19 protein-coding genes, 1 tRNA gene, 1 other RNA gene and 2 pseudogenes are annotated in these 17,959 nt (G+C 63.9%); 18 read left to right on the top strand and 5 right to left on the bottom strand.

Going from position 1 to position 17,959, the window contains the following annotated elements; genetic code table 11:
- Positions 1-99: 99 nt before the first annotated feature.
- The gene (locus J7360_RS00110; RefSeq protein ID WP_057658570.1) at positions 100-1,377 is read left to right on the top strand and encodes an O-antigen ligase; all 1,278 of its coding nucleotides are present in this window, start codon (positions 100-102) and stop codon (positions 1,375-1,377) included.
- 196 nt (positions 1,378-1,573) lie between these two features.
- Here J7360_RS00110 and J7360_RS00105 read toward each other — a convergent pair whose 3' ends face one another.
- Positions 1,574-2,398: a glycosyltransferase family 2 protein gene (locus J7360_RS00105; RefSeq protein WP_007972908.1), complete on the bottom strand. Its 825-nt coding sequence runs from the start codon at positions 2,396-2,398 to the stop codon at positions 1,574-1,576.
- Here J7360_RS00105 and J7360_RS00100 point away from each other — a divergent pair, their 5' ends adjacent.
- On the top strand, positions 2,399-3,457 hold the full coding sequence (locus tag J7360_RS00100) for a CDP-glycerol glycerophosphotransferase family protein (RefSeq protein ID WP_080720841.1): 1,059 nt from the start codon (positions 2,399-2,401) through the stop codon (positions 3,455-3,457).
- A 90-nt stretch (positions 3,458-3,547) separates the two neighbouring features.
- Here J7360_RS00100 and J7360_RS00095 read toward each other — a convergent pair whose 3' ends face one another.
- The 3 genes from J7360_RS00095 to ribA form a co-directional block, all read right to left on the bottom strand.
- On the bottom strand, positions 3,548-5,053 hold the full coding sequence (locus J7360_RS00095) for a PH domain-containing protein (RefSeq protein WP_022560119.1): 1,506 nt from the start codon (positions 5,051-5,053) through the stop codon (positions 3,548-3,550).
- Positions 5,050-5,526 carry a PH domain-containing protein gene (locus J7360_RS00090; protein ID WP_057658684.1) on the bottom strand — a complete coding sequence of 159 codons (477 nt, stop codon included), beginning with the start codon at positions 5,524-5,526 and terminating at the stop codon, positions 5,050-5,052. Before J7360_RS00090 ends, J7360_RS00095 begins: the two co-directional genes overlap by 4 nt.
- 138 nt (positions 5,527-5,664) lie before the next feature.
- The gene (gene ribA, locus J7360_RS00085; RefSeq protein WP_057658568.1) at positions 5,665-6,798 is read right to left on the bottom strand and encodes a GTP cyclohydrolase II RibA; all 1,134 of its coding nucleotides are present in this window, start codon (positions 6,796-6,798) and stop codon (positions 5,665-5,667) included.
- Positions 6,799-7,043: 245 nt separating this feature from the next.
- Between ribA and J7360_RS00080 the strand changes: the two genes are divergently transcribed.
- Both J7360_RS00080 and J7360_RS00075 read left to right on the top strand, forming a co-directional pair.
- Entirely contained in the window at positions 7,044-7,565 is a 522-nt protein-coding gene (locus tag J7360_RS00080; protein ID WP_003484403.1) for a GNAT family N-acetyltransferase, read from the top strand.
- 56 nt (positions 7,566-7,621) lie between these two features.
- Positions 7,622-7,698, top strand: a non-coding RNA gene (locus J7360_RS00075) — sX9 sRNA.
- Positions 7,699-7,760: 62 nt separating this feature from the next.
- Here the strand turns inward: J7360_RS00075 and J7360_RS00070 are convergent.
- Positions 7,761-8,777: a lauroyl acyltransferase gene (locus J7360_RS00070; RefSeq protein ID WP_176215002.1), complete on the bottom strand. Its 1,017-nt coding sequence runs from the start codon at positions 8,775-8,777 to the stop codon at positions 7,761-7,763.
- Here J7360_RS00070 and dtd point away from each other — a divergent pair.
- The 14 genes and pseudogenes from dtd to J7360_RS21615 all read left to right on the top strand — a co-directional run.
- Positions 8,776-9,216 carry a D-aminoacyl-tRNA deacylase gene (dtd, locus tag J7360_RS00065; protein ID WP_057658564.1) on the top strand — a complete coding sequence of 147 codons (441 nt, stop codon included), beginning with the start codon at positions 8,776-8,778 and terminating at the stop codon, positions 9,214-9,216. The genes J7360_RS00070 and dtd overlap by 2 nt on opposite strands.
- Positions 9,217-9,324: 108 nt before the next feature.
- The gene (rpoD, locus tag J7360_RS00060; RefSeq protein ID WP_007972894.1) at positions 9,325-11,202 is read left to right on the top strand and encodes an RNA polymerase sigma factor RpoD; all 1,878 of its coding nucleotides are present in this window, start codon (positions 9,325-9,327) and stop codon (positions 11,200-11,202) included.
- 192 nt (positions 11,203-11,394) lie between these two features.
- On the top strand, positions 11,395-11,715 hold the full coding sequence (locus J7360_RS00055; protein WP_007964253.1) for a hypothetical protein: 321 nt from the start codon (positions 11,395-11,397) through the stop codon (positions 11,713-11,715).
- A 592-nt stretch (positions 11,716-12,307) separates the two neighbouring features.
- Positions 12,308-12,384, top strand: a tRNA-Ile gene (locus J7360_RS00050).
- Positions 12,385-12,458: 74 nt separating this feature from the next.
- Positions 12,459-13,553 (top strand): site-specific integrase, encoded by a 1,095-nt coding sequence (locus J7360_RS00045; RefSeq protein WP_209033006.1) that lies wholly within the window; start codon positions 12,459-12,461, stop codon positions 13,551-13,553.
- A gap of 238 nt (positions 13,554-13,791) precedes the next feature.
- Entirely contained in the window at positions 13,792-14,031 is a 240-nt protein-coding gene (locus J7360_RS00040; RefSeq protein WP_015040072.1) for a Plasmid-related protein, read from the top strand.
- The gene (locus tag J7360_RS00035) at positions 14,028-14,879 is read left to right on the top strand and encodes a helix-turn-helix domain-containing protein (protein ID WP_209033005.1); all 852 of its coding nucleotides are present in this window, start codon (positions 14,028-14,030) and stop codon (positions 14,877-14,879) included. Before J7360_RS00040 ends, J7360_RS00035 begins: the two co-directional genes overlap by 4 nt.
- A complete protein-coding gene (locus tag J7360_RS00030) occupies positions 14,876-15,160 on the top strand; it encodes a hypothetical protein (protein ID WP_209033003.1) in 285 nt (94 codons plus the stop codon). The genes J7360_RS00035 and J7360_RS00030 overlap by 4 nt, the downstream gene beginning before the upstream one ends.
- A 353-nt stretch (positions 15,161-15,513) precedes the next feature.
- Entirely contained in the window at positions 15,514-16,233 is a 720-nt protein-coding gene (gene virB5, locus J7360_RS00025; RefSeq protein WP_209033001.1) for a P-type DNA transfer protein VirB5, read from the top strand.
- A gap of 13 nt (positions 16,234-16,246) precedes the next feature.
- A complete protein-coding gene (locus tag J7360_RS00020; protein ID WP_209032999.1) occupies positions 16,247-16,726 on the top strand; it encodes a hypothetical protein in 480 nt (159 codons plus the stop codon).
- Positions 16,723-16,878: a hypothetical protein gene (locus tag J7360_RS00015; RefSeq protein WP_176215001.1), complete on the top strand. Its 156-nt coding sequence runs from the start codon at positions 16,723-16,725 to the stop codon at positions 16,876-16,878. Before J7360_RS00020 ends, J7360_RS00015 begins: the two co-directional genes overlap by 4 nt.
- Positions 16,875-17,135: an EexN family lipoprotein gene (locus J7360_RS00010; RefSeq protein ID WP_209032997.1), complete on the top strand. Its 261-nt coding sequence runs from the start codon at positions 16,875-16,877 to the stop codon at positions 17,133-17,135. The genes J7360_RS00015 and J7360_RS00010 overlap by 4 nt, the downstream gene beginning before the upstream one ends.
- A 1-nt stretch (position 17,136) precedes the next feature.
- A pseudogene (locus J7360_RS00005) lies at positions 17,137-17,853 on the top strand (type IV secretion system protein); the annotation flags it as partial.
- Positions 17,854-17,891: 38 nt separating this feature from the next.
- Positions 17,892-17,959, top strand: a pseudogene (locus J7360_RS21615) (transcriptional regulator); the annotation flags it as partial.

The raw sequence follows: 17,959 nt of genomic DNA, 5'->3' as shown, positions 1-17,959 counted from the left end.
GTAGCTGTCTAGCAGGGATTCATGCGTCGCATCGTTAGCTTGGCCGGCGCTGCCCAAGCCCGGCCACTGCGTCGCCTTCCCTTTCCCACCGATTTTTAGATGAATTCCTTGCGTCCCCAACCCGCGTCGCTGTCGCCCTCTGTCCCGACCACCTCGCGGGCAGGCGTGCGCATTGCCGAGCTGGGCGCGTTCGCATTGACTGCGCTGGTGGTGAGCATGCCGAGCGGGTTGCTGCCGTTCGGCCTGTGCCTGCTGCTGGGTTCGCTGATGGGCTGGCGCAGCCTGCGTGACGGCATTGCCGCGCGCGAATGGTCGTTGCGCGTGGTGGGATGGCTGACGGTGGCGGTGATCGCGATGTCGCTGCTGTCGATCGCGTTGTTCGAGCACGGGCTACGCGATGTGGGCAATCGCTCGCGCTTCCTGGTGCTGCCTTGGGCAGCACTGTGGGCCTATGCGTTGCAGCCGCGCCAACTGTGGTTGTGGCGCGGTGCCTTGGTCGGCGTATTTGCGGCCATGCTGATCGCGCTGCTGCAGGTGATGAACGGCGCCGACCGCGCCGAAGGCTTCACCAACGCCATTGCGTTTGCCGACATCGTGCTGATGTTGCTGGTGGTGGCGGTGTTCTGCCGCCCGCCCGGCAGCGTGCGCTGGCTGGTGGGCGCGGCGATCGCCACCGTGGTGGTGATCGTGCTCAGCGGCAGCCGCGGGGTGTGGCTGGCGATGCTGGCCACGGTGGGCGTGCTGATCTGGGGTGCGCCCTGGCACAGCACGCGCGTGCGCTTGCTGACCTTCGTCGGCGGCGCGGTGCTGGCGGTGGGTGTCGCGCTCAGCGTGCCGGCGCTGACCGATCAGATGCGCCTGGGCGAATTGCAGCGCGACCTGCAGCGTTACGAAGTGGGCGACACCGATTCGTCGGCCGGTGCCCGTATCGAACGCCTGCATGTGGCTTGGGACACGGTAACGGCGCACCCGCTGACCGGTGTGGGCGTTGGTCGTTTCGACGATGCGATGCACGACCTGCCGGCCTGTGCCGCCGATCCGGCGTTGTTCCGTTGCCAGCTGGGGCATGCGCACAACGATCTGGCCGAGTGGAGTGCCACCCAGGGCGTGCCCGGCCTGTTGCTGCTGCTTGCCGTCTACGGCGTGCCGCTGTGGATGTTCGTGCGATTGCATCGGCGCAGCGGGCAGCAGCAGTTCCGCGGCCCGGCGGCGGCCGGGGTGATGCTCGTGATCAGTTATGCCTTGTGCGGCCTGACCCAATCGATGTTTGCGCACCAGGTGGCGGCGAGCTTCTATACAGCCATGGTCGGCGTGTTGGTGGGTCTTTCCGCGCGGCAGGCGCAACAGGCGCAGTCGGACGTGGCGAGCACTCGATAGCGGCGGATGACCCGCCGGCTGCAGGTGGCGCATGCACCAGCGGCGCGCTTTCGTTGGCTGATCACTGGCCTGTGCAAAAACAGAAGGGGTGCAGCCGTTGCTGGAGTCGGGTGCGTTGGCTTGCACATGCCGACGTCTACGCACCGTTGGCGGCATTCGCAGCAGCTTGACTGCAGCTCTCAAGGTTTTTATCTGTTCACTGGCTGCGCCGATCCGGCGCGCGCGGCGGGTCCTGCACCGGCTGATTGTTTTGCAGCAGCCACAACATGATGGTCTTCTGGCGGACGTAGTTGGCGCGCACATAGGCGTAGATCAGCCCATGCCAGCCATCGCGAAAGCCGCCGCGCAACAGGTAGCCGCGCCAGAAGCGCCAGGCCGGCGCCAGCACCAGCTTGCTCCAGGTGGCGCGTTTGCCGCGTGCGTGTTCGTGCTCGGCCATCATCTGCGCGTAGCGCTGGGTCTTGGTCAGTTGCTGCATCAGCGAGCGGTACGGGTAATGGATCAGATCGCCCGCCAATGTCTCCACGGGGCCATCCACGCTGGCCGCCTCGTGGATCTCGCGCTTGCCGCGCCAGCCGCCGCGGCGGCGATCGAACAGGCGCAGCACCCGGTCCGGATACGCATTGCCGTGACGCAGGAAGCGACCGAAGTAGTCGGACAGGCGTGCGAAGCGGTAGCCGGCCGCGGTGGCGAAACCGGCATCGCGCGCAGCGATGATCGAGGTGCGCAGGGCATCGCTGACGCGTTCGTCGGCGTCCAGGCACAACACCCAGTCGTGGCTGGCTTGTGCCACGCAGAACGCCTTCTGGCTGCGGTAGCCATCGAAGGCTCGGTGCAGCACGCGCGCACCGTATTCGCTGGCGATGGCGGTGGTGGCATCGGTGGAGCCGGAGTCCACCACCACGATCTCGTCGCAGAACGCCAGCGAGGCTAAACAGTCGCGTAGGCGATCGGCCTCGTTGAACGCGATAATGCAGGCGCAAATGCGAGGCCGTTCGTCGGGTGCGGTCGAAGAGGACATGTGATGGCCGATTACCTGCTGTTCGCAACGGAGCGTTACGCGTTGCCTATTCTGGCGCCATTGGCGCAGGCGATACAGGCCTGCGGGCACGCGGTGTCGGCCTGGTTCGAAGGCGGCGCGCGCGGGTTGGCGCTGCCGGGCGTGCGCGAGGTCGGCCTGCGCGAGGCCTTGGCGCTGCGTCCGCGGGCGGTATTCAGTGCCGCCAATTGGGTGCCACCGTTTGTGTCCGGCGCGAAAGTGCAGCTGTTTCACGGTTTCAATGTGCAAAAGCGCGAGGACAATCGCGGCCATTTCCGGGTGCGTGGTCTGTTCGATCTGTACTGCACGCAAGGCCCCGCCACCACGGCGCCGTTTCGCGCGCTGGCGCAGCGCGAGGGCCATTTTGCCGTGGTGGAAACCGGCTGGCCCAAGCTCGACCCGGTCTTTCGCGACGATGGCGGCCTTAGCGCGGCCTTGCGTGCGCCGGCCGCCGGCCGCCCGGTGATCCTGTTCGGTTCCACCTTCACCGAGCGGCTGAGCGCAGCGCCCGCACTCTACGACGAGATCGCCGCCGACATCGCGCGCGGCGCGCATTACTGGCTGCTGACCTTGCACCCGAAGTGCGCGCAGGAATTGTTCGACCGCTATCGCGCACTGGCAGGCGCCAACGCTCGCTTCGTCGAGCCCGAAGAGGTCATGGCCGCGCAACGTGCGGCCGACGTGCTGGTTTCCGATACCTCATCGATCGTGTCCGAATTCGTGGTGCAGCACAAACCGGTGGTGACCTTTCGCAACCGTGTGCCGCAGCCGCACATGCTCGACTTCCAGCAGGCAGAGCAATTGCCGCAGCAGCTGGCGCGCGCGCTGGCGCCGGATGCGGCATTGCGTAGCGCGCTTGCCAGTTACGCCGATGCGATTCACCCGTATCGCGACGGGCATTCTTCCGAGCGGGTGCTTGCCGCCACCGAAGACTTCATCGCCGGCAAGCTCGGCGGACTGCGCCGCAAACCGCTGGGTGCAGTGTGGCGCGGGTTGCAGATCCGTCGCGAGTTGGGCTACTGGGGGCCGGCGCAGCATTGATTGCTGCCGGTCGATCGCTGACGAAATAGCGCTGTCAACGGCTACGTCCACCCCCATCCCGAATCCCCAATCCCGATTCCCGATTCCCGATTACCAGCGCAGCTTGCGCCGTGCCAACGCGGCACCGAGTTGCGCCTGCAGCGCCTGCGCCTGTGCAAACGGCACAAACCGCAGCCGCAATGCCGGGCCGGTGGCGCTGGCACCGGCCGTATCCAGCCACAGTGTGGCGGTGCCGGAGAGCCGATCCAGCGGCGAGCGTTGCAGTTGCAGCGCCTGCAGCTTGTCCAGCTCGGCCAGCCGCCACCAGCGCTTCCACCAGCCGCCGCGTACCGCAACGTAACGCGCATCCACCGCGTAGGCCATGCGCTGCACCTGGCGCTGCGCCTTGAACGCGCTCCACGGCAGCCACACCAGCAACCACAAGGCCTGGCTGCCGAACTGCCACGCCAGGCCCGCCGTCAGCGGCAGCAGCATCAGCGCGGCGGGCAGACTCAATCGCCACCAGCAATGCGTGGCGATCGTCCGCCACTGCGTCGGCGGCCAGGCGATGCCGGGCAGCAGGCGTTGCAGCAAGACGTCGCACTGTTGCGGGTCGGCAATGGGCGCGAGTTCTTTCAATGCGCCGCCGTGGGTGTCGCCAGTGCCGGCCACTGCGGTGTCCACCCGCAACTGGCGACGACCGAACAGGCGATGCAGCAGGCCCTCGTATAACGTCCACGACTGGATCCGCCGCAACGCCACGCTGCTGCGGATCCGCGTCAGCAGCCCACGCTCCACGGTGAGGCGGCGCTCGGATTCGCTCAGATGGAAGCTGTGGTATTGGGTCACCGCCAGGGCGACCGACAGCGCGCGCATGGCCATCAACAGGGCAAGCGTGGCCAGGGTCACCAGCGTTGCCGTGACCGCGACGCCGGGATGGATCTGGCTGACGTAGCGATAGGCCAGCTCGCCGTTATGCTCGACGAAGTTGGACACCGTACGGCGCGGAATCATCTGGTAGATCACGCCAAAGCCGGCCGCCACCACCACCATGCCGCGATTGGAGATCAGGCCCAGGCGGATGACCTCGGCCATCGGCAGGCGCAGCAAGCTGCCGCTGTCTTCCTCGATCTGCGGCGCCGGCACGCCTGCGTCGCTTGCACGGCGCCGTATCAGATCTTCCAGCGCCAGCGCCTGATCCAGCCGCAACACGCGCATTTCCGCTTCCGGCTTGTGTCCACCGGCCGATTCCAGCCGCACCTCGGCCACGCCGGCCAGACGGTGCAGCAGCGATTGATGCACCACCACATTATGGATGCGCGCAAACGGAATATCGCGCCGGCTGCGTTCCAGCAGGCCACTGCGAATGGCCACGCTATCGCTGCCGATGCGGTAGCGGTAGGTGAAGTAGCGCAGCACCGAAATCGCCACCAGCACCGCAATCACCACGCCGGTGGCGATCTGGTCGGCAACATCGCGATTGCCGTCGCGGCTGCCGAACAGGATCAATGCGGCCAGCGGAATCAGGAACTGACGGATCTGCTGCAGCAACACGAACACCCACGACAATGGATGCAGGCGCTGCTCGTCGTTGCCGTGATGTGCAACGGCACTCATAGCGCGTCGTCGTCGTGGTCGAGCTGGCGGGCCAGGCGATCGCGCAGGCGCTCGGCATCGTCCTGATCCAGCCCCGACAGCGCCACCGCATTGAGCCGGCTGCCGGCGGTGTGCACCACCAGCGTGGTCAGGCGGGTGGCGCGTTCGATCGGCCCGCGACGCAGGTCCACATGCTGCACGCGCGAAATCGGAACGCGCGTATCGCTTTGCCACAGATGACCGCGTTGTAGCGCCAGGCCATGCTGATCGAGTTTCCATTGCGTCAGCCGGTGCCGTTTGACCGCCAACCAGGCGCCCAGCAGGGCAATGACCGCGGTCACGCCCAGCACCGCCGGCCAGTAACGCCAGGCGTGCAGCCAGACAACCGTGACACTGGCTGCGATCAGGCCCGCACATCCGCCGCCGAGCGCGCCATTGATCGCCGCCACATACGCACCGCGACGCGGCAGCGACTGCCACTGGCTGTGCGCCACGGCTGGGGCTTCTGCCGGAGCGGGCTGGACCAAGACGTCGGGGTGCGGCGGTGGAGCGTCGTGCACGATGCTGGCCTGCAGAAGCGGTGCGCAAGCATAGCCGGCTGCCCAGTGCAGGCGCACCCGGCGCCGGGCGCGTTATTGCGCGGCCAGGATCAACGCATCCACATCCAGCGCGTGGCCGGCGCGTGCGGCCTTGGTGCGCAGGTATTGCTCGTTTTCGGCAGTGATGTCGCCGGTGATCGCGATGCGGTCTTCGACCACGATGCCGGCCGCGCGCAGGCGCTCGGCCTTGGCCGGGTTGTTGGTCAACAACCGGATCCGGCCGATGCCCAGCCCGCGCAGCATCGCCACCGCACTGCCGTAGCGCCGCTCGTCCGGACCAAAGCCCAATTGCGCGTCGGCGTCGATGGTGTCCAGGCCCGCATGCTGATAGCCGTAGGCGCGCATCTTGGCGGCGATGCCGGTGCCGCGACCTTCCTGGTCCAGATACAGCAGGACGCCGCCACCGAGCTCCTTCAACTTGGCCAGGCCGTGCCGCAGCTGGTCGCCGCAATCGCATTTGAGCGAGCCGAACAGGTCGCCGGTGAGGCAAGACGAATGCACGCGTACCGCGACGGCAGTGCTCAGGTCCGGCTGGCCGACCACGATCGCCACCTGATCGCGCTGCGCCACACCGCCGCGAAACACCACGAATTCGCTCATGCCCAGGCCGCGCAGCGGCACCGGGGTGCGGGTCACCAGCTCGTAGCCGGCAGCCGCGGAGGTGGCACAGCCGCGGCTCAAATCGTCCAGCGCCAGCGACTGGCAGCCGGCGAACGCGGCATGGTCGTGCACATCGCGCAGCTCCACCGCCAGCAACGCCGGCAGCAGCAGGCCAAGCCGCGCGATCTCCACGCCGCCGGCATCCAGCGCATCGCCGGCCGTCCACTGCGCAGGCACCGGGGTGTCGCGCAGGTAGGCCAGCGCGGCGAGCTGGTCGTAGTTGTGATCGATCAAGCCCACGCGCGCACCCTGCGGCGCGCTTAGCCCCAACACCTGGGCGCGGGTGGGCGTCACGAAGAGATAGTGGCGGCCCCGCGCGGCGCGGGCGAATGCCGCATACGACTGCGCCGTGCTGCTATCCAGCGCCAGCACCGCACGCGCCTGCCCATTCGCCGCCGTCAGCAAGACCGGGCGCCCGGCACGCAGTTCGGACGCGGCGCGCTCACAGCGAATCGCCGCCGGATCGCCGAAGGCCTGTGTGCTGGGAGAGGGGAGGGGGCTACTCATGCACGACTCCAGATGGGGATTGCCACGGCCGCTTCAAGACGGACGCCGCCGCGATCATTGCGTGATCGTCCCTGTCCATTGTCGCGCGCTTGGCAACAGGCAGTCGCCACAACCGGGTAGAACGCTGCATCCAGCCGCTGCCGATTGAGTGGGCAGGCCCGCGCCGCTTGGTTGCCCCGCGGCCCGCGTTGTTCAGGGTCCGGCAATGCTTTCTAATCGGGCGACCTCCATGTTCGTTGGGCACCATGCACATTGTCGATTGCAGCCAAGCGCGCCATGCCAGCGCCATTCTGGACATCTTCAACGAAGCCATCGCCAATTCCACTGCGCTGTACGACTACCGTCCCCGGCCACCGGAAAGCATGGTCGGCTGGTTCGCCACCAAGCAGACGGGCGGCTTTCCGGTGATCGGCGTGGAGCACGACGACGGCACCCTGATGGGCTTTGCCAGCTATGGCACGTTTCGCGCCTGGCCCGCCTTCAAGTACAGCGTCGAGCATTCGATCTACGTGCATCGCGACCATCGCGGCAAAGGGCTGGGGCGCCTGCTGCTGCAGGCCCTGATCGCAGCAGCGCAAGCGCGTGGCGTGCACGTGCTGGTGGGCGGCATCGATGCCAGCAACCAGGCCAGCATCGCCCTGCACGAACAGTTCGGTTTCACCCATGCCGGCACCGTGCGCGAGGCCGGGTTCAAGTTCGGGCGCTGGCTGGACCTGGCGTTCTATCAACGCATCCTGGACACACCTGCCGATCCGCACGACGACTGAGCGGTTACCAAAGCTGCGCACTCGCCAAGCGGGCGCGGCCGATGCCCGGAATCGGCATGTATCACTCGTCCACAGCGGTCCCGAGCGCGCCGTCCGCACCCACCTGACGACTGCCCGCTACGTGTTGCTAGCCCCTCCAAGTGCGTTGACCTGGCAGTGATGCGCTGAGCAATTAAGTGAGATGTGGCGCTGCATTCAATGCGGATGCCGCTCGGTCGCATACGGGTTGGCCTCGCCGCTGCCCGGCGGGCGCAGGGTGTAGCGCTTGTAGGTCCACTGATATTGCGCCGGGTCGCGCCGGGCAATCTGTTCGATGCCGGCGTTGAGCGCGCTGGCTGCACGCACCGGGTCCGCATCGGCCACCGCGGGGTCGGCCGGTTGCACATGCAGTGCGAACTGCAGGTCGTCGCCGGCGCGCTCGCACCAGCCGTACAGCACGATCGCCCCGGTCCGCTCGGCCAGCCGGTTGACCAAGGTCATGGTCAAGGCCGGAATGCCGAAGAACGGCGCGAACACGCCATCGCCCATCTTCGGTTGCTGGTCGGGCAGGATGCCGACCGCGCCGCCGTCCTTGAGCACCTTGAACAACTGCCGCACCGCCGGGCCTTCGGCGCGCACCTGGCGCACGTTGTCGCCGCCACGTGCCAGCTGCAGGAAGCCGTCCACCGCCTCGGACTCCGGCGGGCGGTAGACAATCGCGATCGGCCCGCGCTCGGACAGCCACTGGTTGAGCAGTTCCCAGTTGCCGAAATGCGGCGCCGCCACGATGACCCCGCGCCTGGAGGCGAGCGCGGCGTCGTAGAGTTCCTGGCCGTTGCGCTGCAGGCGTGCCAGGTTCTCCGCCGGCGGGCGGGTCCAGGTGCGCAGCACTTCCAGCGTCTGCCGCGCGGTCGATCGCAGGATCTGCGCATGCAAGCGTGCGCGCTGCTCGGCGCTCAGTTCCGGATACGCCAGTTCCAGATTGCGGCGCGCCACGCGTGATTCGCGTGCATTGAGCTTGCACCAGCTCCAGGCCAGCGTGTCGGCCACGCGCTTGAGCAATGGCCACGGCAAGCGGCCCACGGCGGCGGCGGTGGCGTACAACAGGCGAGCGCGAACATCAGGTGTCATCCGCGCAATTCTAAACAGCGCAGACCGCGAAGGCCCGCGCGTGACAGTGCCGGCAGCGCTGGGCATGCTGCGCGGCACAGTTTGATGCCCGAGAATGCCCATGCTTGCACTGATCCAGCGCGTCACCCGCGCCAGCGTCACGGTCGATGACCAGATCGTCGGGCAGATCGGCCCCGGGCTGCTGGCGCTGATCGGCGTGGAGCCCGGCGACAGCGACGCGCAGATCCGGCGCCTGGCCGAGCGGCTGCTGAGCTACCGGGTATTCGGCGACGACGCTGGCAAGATGAACCGCTCACTCACCGACACCGGCGGCGGCCTGCTGCTGGTCAGCCAGTTCACCCTGGCGGCGGACACCAGTTCCGGCAACCGCCCAGGCTTCAGCACCGCCGCGCCGCCACTGGAGGCTGAACCGGCGTTCAATCGATTGGTGGCGATCTGCCGCGAAAAACATCGCGGTGGGGTGGAAACCGGGCGTTTCGGTGCCCATATGGTTGTCGACCTGGTCAACGATGGCCCGGTGACCTTCCTTCTCAGGCCCTAGATACAACACGTCCACCAGCGGTCCCGTCTTGAATCCGGCAGACCGGGCTTCACGCTGGTATAATGCTAGGTTCTCTTTCCAATCTCAAAGCCGGTGGCGCGAGCACTCATGGCCAACGAACGTCCTGCCCAGCAATCCGACATCAAGCTACTGATCAGCAAGGGCCTGGAACAGGGCTATCTGACCTACGCCGAAGTCAATGACCATCTGCCCGACGACCTCGTCGACCCGGAGCAGATCGAAGACATCATCAGCATGATCAACGGCATGGGCATCGATGTCCATGAAGTTGCACCCGATGCCGAAACACTGTTGCTCAACGACGGCAACACCGGCAACCGCGAGGTTGACGACACCGCAGCCGAAGAAGCTGCCGCCGCGCTGACCGCGCTCGACACCGAAGGTGGCCGCACCACCGACCCGGTGCGCATGTACATGCGCGAAATGGGCACGGTCGAGCTGCTGACCCGCGAAGGCGAAATCGCCATCGCCAAGCGCATCGAAGAAGGCCTGAGCCAGGTCCAGGCCGCGTTGGGCGTGTTCCCGCTGTCGACCGAAATGCTGCTGGCCGACTACGAAGCGCACAAGGAGGGCAAGAAGCGTCTGGCCGAGATCGTGGTCGGCTTCAACGACCTGATCGAAGAAGCCGATGCCGCCGCTGCTGCGCTCGCCGCGGCCGGCCCGGTCGCCGTGTCCGACGATGAAGCAGTCGACGAAGACGACGACGAAGACGGCGATGACGACGCCGCCGAAGAAGAGGCCGGCCCGACCGGTCCGGACCCGGTGGAAGTAGCCACGCGCATGGAGAACCTGGCCAACGAATACGCCAAGTTCAAGAAGGTCTATGCCAAGAACGGCGCCGAGCACAAGCTGGTGGTCAAGGCGCGCGAAGACATGGCCGCCATCTTCACCACGCTCAAGCTGCCGCTGCCGTTGACCGACGCGCTGGTCACCCAGCTGCGTGGCGTGGTCAATGGCATCAAGGACCACGAGCGCAAGGTGCTGCACCTGGCCACCACCGTGGCCCGCATGCCGCGCAAGGATTTCATCCGCTCCTGGGAAGGCAACCAGACCAACCTGGAATGGGTGGAGGACGCACTCAAGCGCAAGCAGAAGTGGTCATCGGCGCTGCGCGACGTCAAGGATCAGATCATCTCCGAGCAGCAGGGCTCGATCGAGATGGAAAAGGCCAATTACCTGACCCTGGGCGAGATCAAGGAAATCAGCCGTGCGATGGCCTATGGCGAAGCCAAGGCGCGCAAGGCCAAGAAGGAAATGGTCGAAGCCAACCTGCGTCTGGTGATCTCCATCGCCAAGAAGTACACCAATCGCGGCCTACAGTTCCTCGACCTGATCCAGGAAGGCAACATCGGCCTGATGAAGGCCGTGGACAAGTTCGAATACCGTCGCGGTTACAAGTTCTCGACGTATGCCACGTGGTGGATCCGTCAGGCCATCACCCGTTCGATCGCCGATCAGGCCCGCACCATCCGTATTCCGGTGCACATGATCGAAACGATCAACAAGTTGAACCGTATTTCCCGCCAGATGCTCCAGCAGTTCGGCCGCGAGGCCACGCCGGAGGAGCTGGCCAAGGAAATGGACATGCCCGAGGACAAGATCCGCAAGGTGATGAAAATCGCCAAGGAGCCGATCTCGATGGAAACCCCGATCGGCGACGACGAGGATTCGCATCTGGGCGACTTCATCGAGGACACCAATGTGGAGTCCCCGATCGACAACACCACCAACATCAATCTCTCCGAGACGGTGCGTGACGTGTTGGCCGGCCTCACCCCGCGCGAGGCGAAGGTACTGCGCATGCGCTTCGGTATCGACATGAACACCGATCACACGCTGGAAGAGGTCGGTAAGCAGTTCGACGTCACCCGCGAGCGGATTCGTCAGATAGAGGCCAAGGCATTGCGCAAGCTGCGTCACCCGAGCCGTTCGGAACAGCTGCGCTCGTTTTTGGATATCGACTGATGCCGCGGTCGTAACCGTGCAGTGATCACACAGCAGCCCCGCTCATGCGGGGCTGTTGCGTTATGGCCCGGGCAGTTGGCTATGCTTGGTGCGTGGGCTGCGATCGCTCGCATGCCAGGCACGTCAGCGGTGCAGCGCCCCGACGTTTCACGCACCGCCGACGAAGCTACACGGCCACGCAACATTAAACCGATGTTTCTGCAAACCTCACGTGGCGTTCTGACCGCGACTTCTAAGTTGACGGACGAATGGAGACGAGATTGCTTTATGAGCAGGCAAAGCCGCTTTGAAACCACCACGTACCGCGAACACGAGATCCGCGTGCGCGCCGAGCAGGCTTCCCCTGATGCCAAGTGGACGCTCTGGGTGGATGTGTATGCGCTCGGCGGCAAGCGCCAGCCGCGTATCGGCTGCAATGGGCTGGCCTATGCGACGTATCAGGAGGCCATCGCGCACGGGTTTCGTGCGGGCCGGCAGTTGATCGATGGGCAGTTCGAGACGGCTGATGCCTGAGGGGCGGGGATTGGGGATTCGGGATTGGTAGGGTTTGCTGGTTGCTTCGAGATATCGTTTCCCAACGCCACCCCGCGCGTTATCGCGATCATCGTGCCCGCCGCCACGTCGTGTTGATTGCCATGCTTGCGCAACGGCTCGCCACCGGTCACCCACACATGCGCTGCGATGGGCTGCCAACCAACCAGCTTCGGCATCACCAAGCTCCACACCGGGCTGCAACCTGCTGGGGTGCACCGCACCGGTCCGTCGAAGGCGTCTGTAAGGCGGCGGCGGGACGTAACTCTGAATCTGATGCCCAAAGCCCAGCCGCCGCTGGGCTTTTTCGTGGTGGGCAGCCGATACATGATCGCGCGGCTGTGGGCGCTGGATCGCCGCCGGCAGAAGGCGCATGGCAGACACGGTGACGCACAGACAGGTAAACTTTCGCGTCCGCTGCACGGCCCGACATGCCCGCCATCTCGCCGCCAGACACTCGGGCCTATAGCTCAACGGTTAGAGCAGAGGACTCATAATCCACTGATCGAGGCCGGATCGGCGAGGCAGAATTGAGTGGGACGGTTACCCTTCCGTCCCATCAAAAAAGCAAAAAGGGCCTATAGCTCAATTGGTTAGAGCAGCGGACTCATAATCCGTCGGTTGCAGGTTCAAGTCCTGCTGGGCCCACCATCTTTGCTTGCGCTGGCGCGTCGGTACAGTTTCGGTACAGTGGCGGTACACGAGCCCTGTTCTGGAGCAACCGAATGGCGACCATCGTCAAGACACCCTCAGGCACGTGGAAAGCGCTCATCCGCAAGACGGGATGGCCGGCCACAGCCAAGACCTTCCGCACCAAACGCGACGCCGAGGATTGGGCGCGGCGCACCGAAGACGAAATGGTGCGCGGCGTCTATATCCAACGTGCGCCGTCCGAGCGCATGACCATCGAGGACGCGCTCAAGCGCTATCTTTCCGAGGTCTCCCCAACCAAGCGCCCGGCATCGGCCGATAGCGACGCGAGACACGCGAAGCCGTTGATGCAGAACCTGGGCAAGTATTCGTTGGCCGCGCTGACACCGGAGCTGATCGCCAAGTACCGCGACGACCGGCTCGCTGGTCTGGATCGCAAGGACGCCAAGGGCAAGCCTGCCCCCAAGCCCCGTTCGCCCAACACGGTACGTCTCGATCTCGCATTGCTCGGCCACCTGTTCAACGTGGCGATCAAGGAATGGGGGATCGGCCTGACCTACAACCCCGTGCAAAGCATTCGCCGTCCAGCGCCCAGCCCTGGGCGGGATCGACGGCTCACGCGAGAAGAAGAAACCCGCCTGATGGTGGCGGTCGATGCTCACTCGAACCCAATGCTCGGCTGGATCGTGCGCATCGCGCTCGAAACAGGAATGCGTTCTTCGGAGATCACAGGCTTGCGCCGGAACCAGGTCGATCTTGACCGGCGCGTGGTGCGTCTCCAGGAAACGAAAAACACGATGTCGCGTACCGTTCCTCTGACAGTCGAGGCAACCCGGCTGTTTCGTAAGGCGCTGAACAACCCGGTGCGCCCCATTGATACCGACCTGATCTTTTTCGGTGAGCCCGGACGTGACAACAAGCGCCGGGCTTACCAGTTCAATCCGATCTGGACGCGCATCAAGAAAGATGCCAGCGTGCCGGACTTCCGCTTTCACGATCTGCGCCACGAAGCCGTCAGCCGCTTTGTGGAAGCAGGCTTGTCCGACCAGGAAGTCGCGGCCATCAGCGGCCACAAGTCGATGCAGATGCTCAAGCGCTATACCCACCTGCGCGCGGAGGATTTGGTGGGCAAGCTCGATCAGGTGGTGAAAAAGACAGGAAATCCATGAATTATTTCAATGAATTTTTCTATTTTCATAGCCTGCGCAATTATTTGATTTGAATGGATATTTTTCCATCCGCGAAATTCTCGACGCCAAGATGCCATATTTTGGTAATCGAGGATGGTGCATTTTGGTATGGCGAGATAGCTAATTTTGGCCTTTTAAATCAATGACTTAAATTTGACCAATAGCCATACCAGTCCAAAAATACGCCCATCTACTCATTATTTCGGTGGATGTATTGATGACAACGGAAGAATATCTACTTCAACGGTATGGCCCACTCATGAGTCTTGGCGACGTAGCGGGATTGCTCGGTCGCTCACCAGACGGTATTCGGGTCGCGCTGTACTCGAACACGGACGTCGCCCGCAAGCTCAAGCCCACGATGCTGCGGGTTGGCCGGCGCGTCTACTTCCGTACTCTCCAAGTCAAGGACGCGCTCGCACTCGATGGCAGTGCGCAAGGAGCGCTGGCGCGATGAGCATCAAAGCGATGAACTGGGCGTGGGAGCAGCGGCTACCACCCAATTCAAAGCTGATCCTGATGGCCTTGGCTGATTCAGCCGATGAGGTTGGGAAGTGCTGGCCGCGCGTGCGGCTCATCGCTGAAAAGTGCTGCGCTTCTGAGCGAACGGTGCAACGCGTTTTGAAAGATCTGGAAGAGCGCGGCTTCCTGCATATCGAGCGCAGATTTCGAGGCGATGGAGGGCAATCCTCGAATGCCTACTACCTGTGCCTCGAATCTCCCCCCGTCAATTTGTCACCCCCGTATCCCACCCCCTCCGACAGATTGGCACCGGGGGGCGACGCGGCCGTCACTCCCCCGGTGACACGGCAGACATCCCTGGGCGACAGAACTGTGTCACCCCATGAACCACCAAACAGAATCATCAAAGAATCGTCACTACAACTACCGGCGAAAGTTATCCACACGCCGCCCCCTTCGCCCGTGCCGGGCGAGGCGGAGAAAGGCGCCTGCGGCGCATTGGTGTGGCCTTCGCGCCTGAATGAGCGGGAGCGTGGTGCCATCGCCCCTATGGTGAGTGGCCTCGATGTCAACGATGCACAGATGCTCCTGGATGAACTCGCCGGGGTGATGGCAACGCAGAGCATCAAGACCAGCCCGGAACGCTGGTTTCGCGCAGTTTTGGATCGCTTTCATAGAGGACGTTTCGTACCGTCAGCCGGCCTTGCCGCGAAGGAAAAAAGATTGCGCATTCAGAGCGCACCAGCCGAGACACCAGTTCAGACAGCTTCGCCCGAGGTCATCCGTCACCACCTGGAACGCATCCAGACCATGCTGGGCAGAAAGGGGGCTACCGTCACATGACTTCTCGGCCGCAGAGCCGCCGCCCGGTTGCGACCTTGCGCTATCGAGAACTGGATGCTTACTGCGACAGCTTGGAGCGAACGGGGCTCGTGCGCGTGATCCTGAAAGCGAATCGGCGGCATGGATATGCCTTGAGCGTGGAAAACGCCGGAGACGTCCGGCGCGTTGTTGATGGTCACGGACGTCAACTCTGGTTCAGAACCGTGGATCAAGCCTTGGAGGAGCTTGCTAATATTTCGTACTTGAGCGAAGAATTCAGTATTGATCGAACCGATTGGTAAATCGACCGGGTTGTCCCCGGTCACCCCGTATCCCCCAAGGGGGACGCTTGTTTGCCCCAAGAGCGCTTCGGCGTACCGGGCTGCTGGTCTGAAAAGAAGGGCCTGATGATCGGGGAAAGCATTAAGATGCCGATCTGACCCGCCGAAAGTGGCGTGACCGTGGGAACCGGAAAAGACGGCCCTGACGACGCGGAAAGACCGTTGTGATTAGCCCGAAGCCCGTGCAACACGGGCAGGGTGCCGCCCCAAGTAATGCGGGGCTGACTGCCGGGAACAGTAGCTCGAAAGAGCCGGCGGACAGGTCGGAAAGACGGCCAGCGTCCCCTCCTTCTCATCGAAAAGGAGTGGCAAACATGCAATCTCTCAAAACCCTGGCGGTAGTCACCGTCGCTTGCGCAGTCTTCCTGAGCAATTCCACATACGCGCAGATTCCGGTCACTGATGGCGCTTCCATTGCGCAGCAGGTCGCCGCCCAGGTCGAAACCATCGCCAAGTGGAAGATGCAGTACGACCAGATGACCAGCCAAATCAACCAGATGAAGCAGCAATATGAATCGCTGACTGGTTCGCGTGGCTTGGGCAACATCCTGAACAATCCGGCGCTGCGCGACTACCTGCCGAGCGACTGGCAGGGCGTCTATGACGCCGTGAAGTCGGGCGGGTATTCCGGCCTGAGCGGCCGGGCGCAATCGATCTACGAAGCAAACAAGGCATTCGACGCCTGCATGGTTTTCAAGCTCGTAGATCAACGCACCGCGTGCGAAGCCCAGGCCGTCAAGGGTGCCCAGGACAAGGCTTTTGCCCTGGACGCCTACGACAAGGCCAAGTCGCGGCTGACCCAAATCGACCAGCTCATGGCGAAGATCAACGACACGCCCGATCCGAAGGCCATCGCCGAGCTGCAAGGCCGAATCGCCGCCGAACAGGCGATGATCCAGAACGAGCAAACGAAGCTCCAGATGTATCAGATGGTCGCGGCGGCCGAAGATCGCTTGCAGGAACAGCGGCAACGCGAACTGAACGCCAAGGCAGGCGCACGGCGCGGCTGGATTCAGCCCCAAGTCACGAATTGAGGGGCGCGCGACCATGATTTCCTATTTTCATGCTCCCCTGGTGGCGCTCTGCTTCTTCATCCTGCTGGCAATGTGGCGCTTCTGGTCGTGCATTGACCGCATGGGCTTCATGCGCGAGGTCAGTCGGCGCGCGCCCTCGATGCTGCACGATGATCTTGTCGCCGGCATCCTGGCTTTCATGCCCTTCCTGCTCGCCCTGGTCGATTGGGCAGGCATCACGCTACCGCGCCAGGACGGCCCCATTTCGCCTTATGCGTCGGTGTTCCTCTCTTTGGGCTGCCTGCTTGGGTGCATGTTCATGCTGCGCCAGTCCGGCGAACGCTTCGCGGGCCATTGGGCCGGCACGCGGGAAAGCGCCCTGCGCACGGTCGCAGCGCTGCGCATCATCGACGCGGCCGAGTTGGCCCACGCCCTGGACGTGGCGCAGCAACACGAAGCCCGCCACGGCTCCGGCCGTGTCATCGACGCGGAAACGCGCGAGGTGCGGAAATGAATCTGCTCGACTACATCCGCACCCTCGCCACGGGTGATTACATCGACATGGCCCACTTAGTTGTTCTGCTTCTCGGTGCGTGGAGCATCGCAGAAGGCGCTTTGAATGTGGCTGCTGACACCATCGAGCGCATGCAGGGGGTGAGGAAATGAAAAGGCTCGCCCTCTCCCTGGTCGTCGCAGCCGTCCTGGCCGGCTGCGGCGAGAACACGCCCGTTCAAACCGTCGATTGGTACAAGGCCCATGACACGGAACGAAAGGACATGATCGCCAAGTGCAAGAGCAACCCCGGCGAACTGGCGGCCTCGCCCAACTGCATCAACGCGCAGCAGGCGCAGAACGAAAAAGACCTGTCGCGGCGTGGCTACTTGAAGCTGCCGCCGGTCGATTTCAACAAGAAGGGGGAATGACATGGACCCGATGATTTTTCAGTTCATAGGCCAGTACCTCGACGCGGCGCTGAATCCGTTCATCACCGGAACCGTGGGTGAGGTCATTTCGACCTTCACCCTGTTTTTCATCGGCGGGGCCACCATTCACCTGACGCTGATGGGCTACGCCATCGGTTGGGGCTATGTCGAACTGCCCTTCTCCACGTTCATGAAAACGTGCGCCAAGTACCTGTTCATCGGTGCCCTGGCGCTGAACGCTGCAACCTACTCGGATTGGGTCGTCGGTAGTATCCAGTCGCTGGAAACCGGCTTTACATCGGCCTTTGCCGGGACAGGTGCCGGGGCAAGTCCCGCGTCGGTCTATTCGGTCGTGGATGCGGCGCTTGGCAAGGGGTGGGGCATCGCTGCCGACCTTTGGGAAAAGGCCGGCAATCGCGGCATAACCGAGATGGGCACGATGTTCGGGGAATACATCAATGCCGCCATCATCGCAGTTGCAACGGGCCTGATCGGCGTGCCGGCCGGCGGCATGATCGTGGTGGCGAAAGCTGCCCTGACAATCATGCTCGGCATCGGCCCGGTGTTCGTGGCCCTGTTGCTCTGGCCCGCCACGTCGAAGTTCTTCGATAGCTGGTTCGGGCAGGTGATGACCTACATCCTGCGCATCGCCCTGGTGGCGGCCGTCATGGGGTTGGCCTTCAAGGGCTTTGACGCGGTGATAAACAGCGTCGATCTGGACAGCGACCAAAACACGCTATTCACGTCCCTGGTGCTGATTACCTTCACGTTGTCACCAGCACTTTTAATCTGACCCACCGCAGCAACTTCAAATTGACCCGCCT

It is taken from the genome of Xanthomonas sp. D-99, assembly GCF_017746145.1.
Classification (GTDB): Bacteria; Pseudomonadota; Gammaproteobacteria; order Xanthomonadales; family Xanthomonadaceae; genus Xanthomonas; species Xanthomonas cissicola.
Note: the sequence above shows the minus strand (reverse complement) of the source record. Positions and strands in the feature narration are given on the sequence as shown.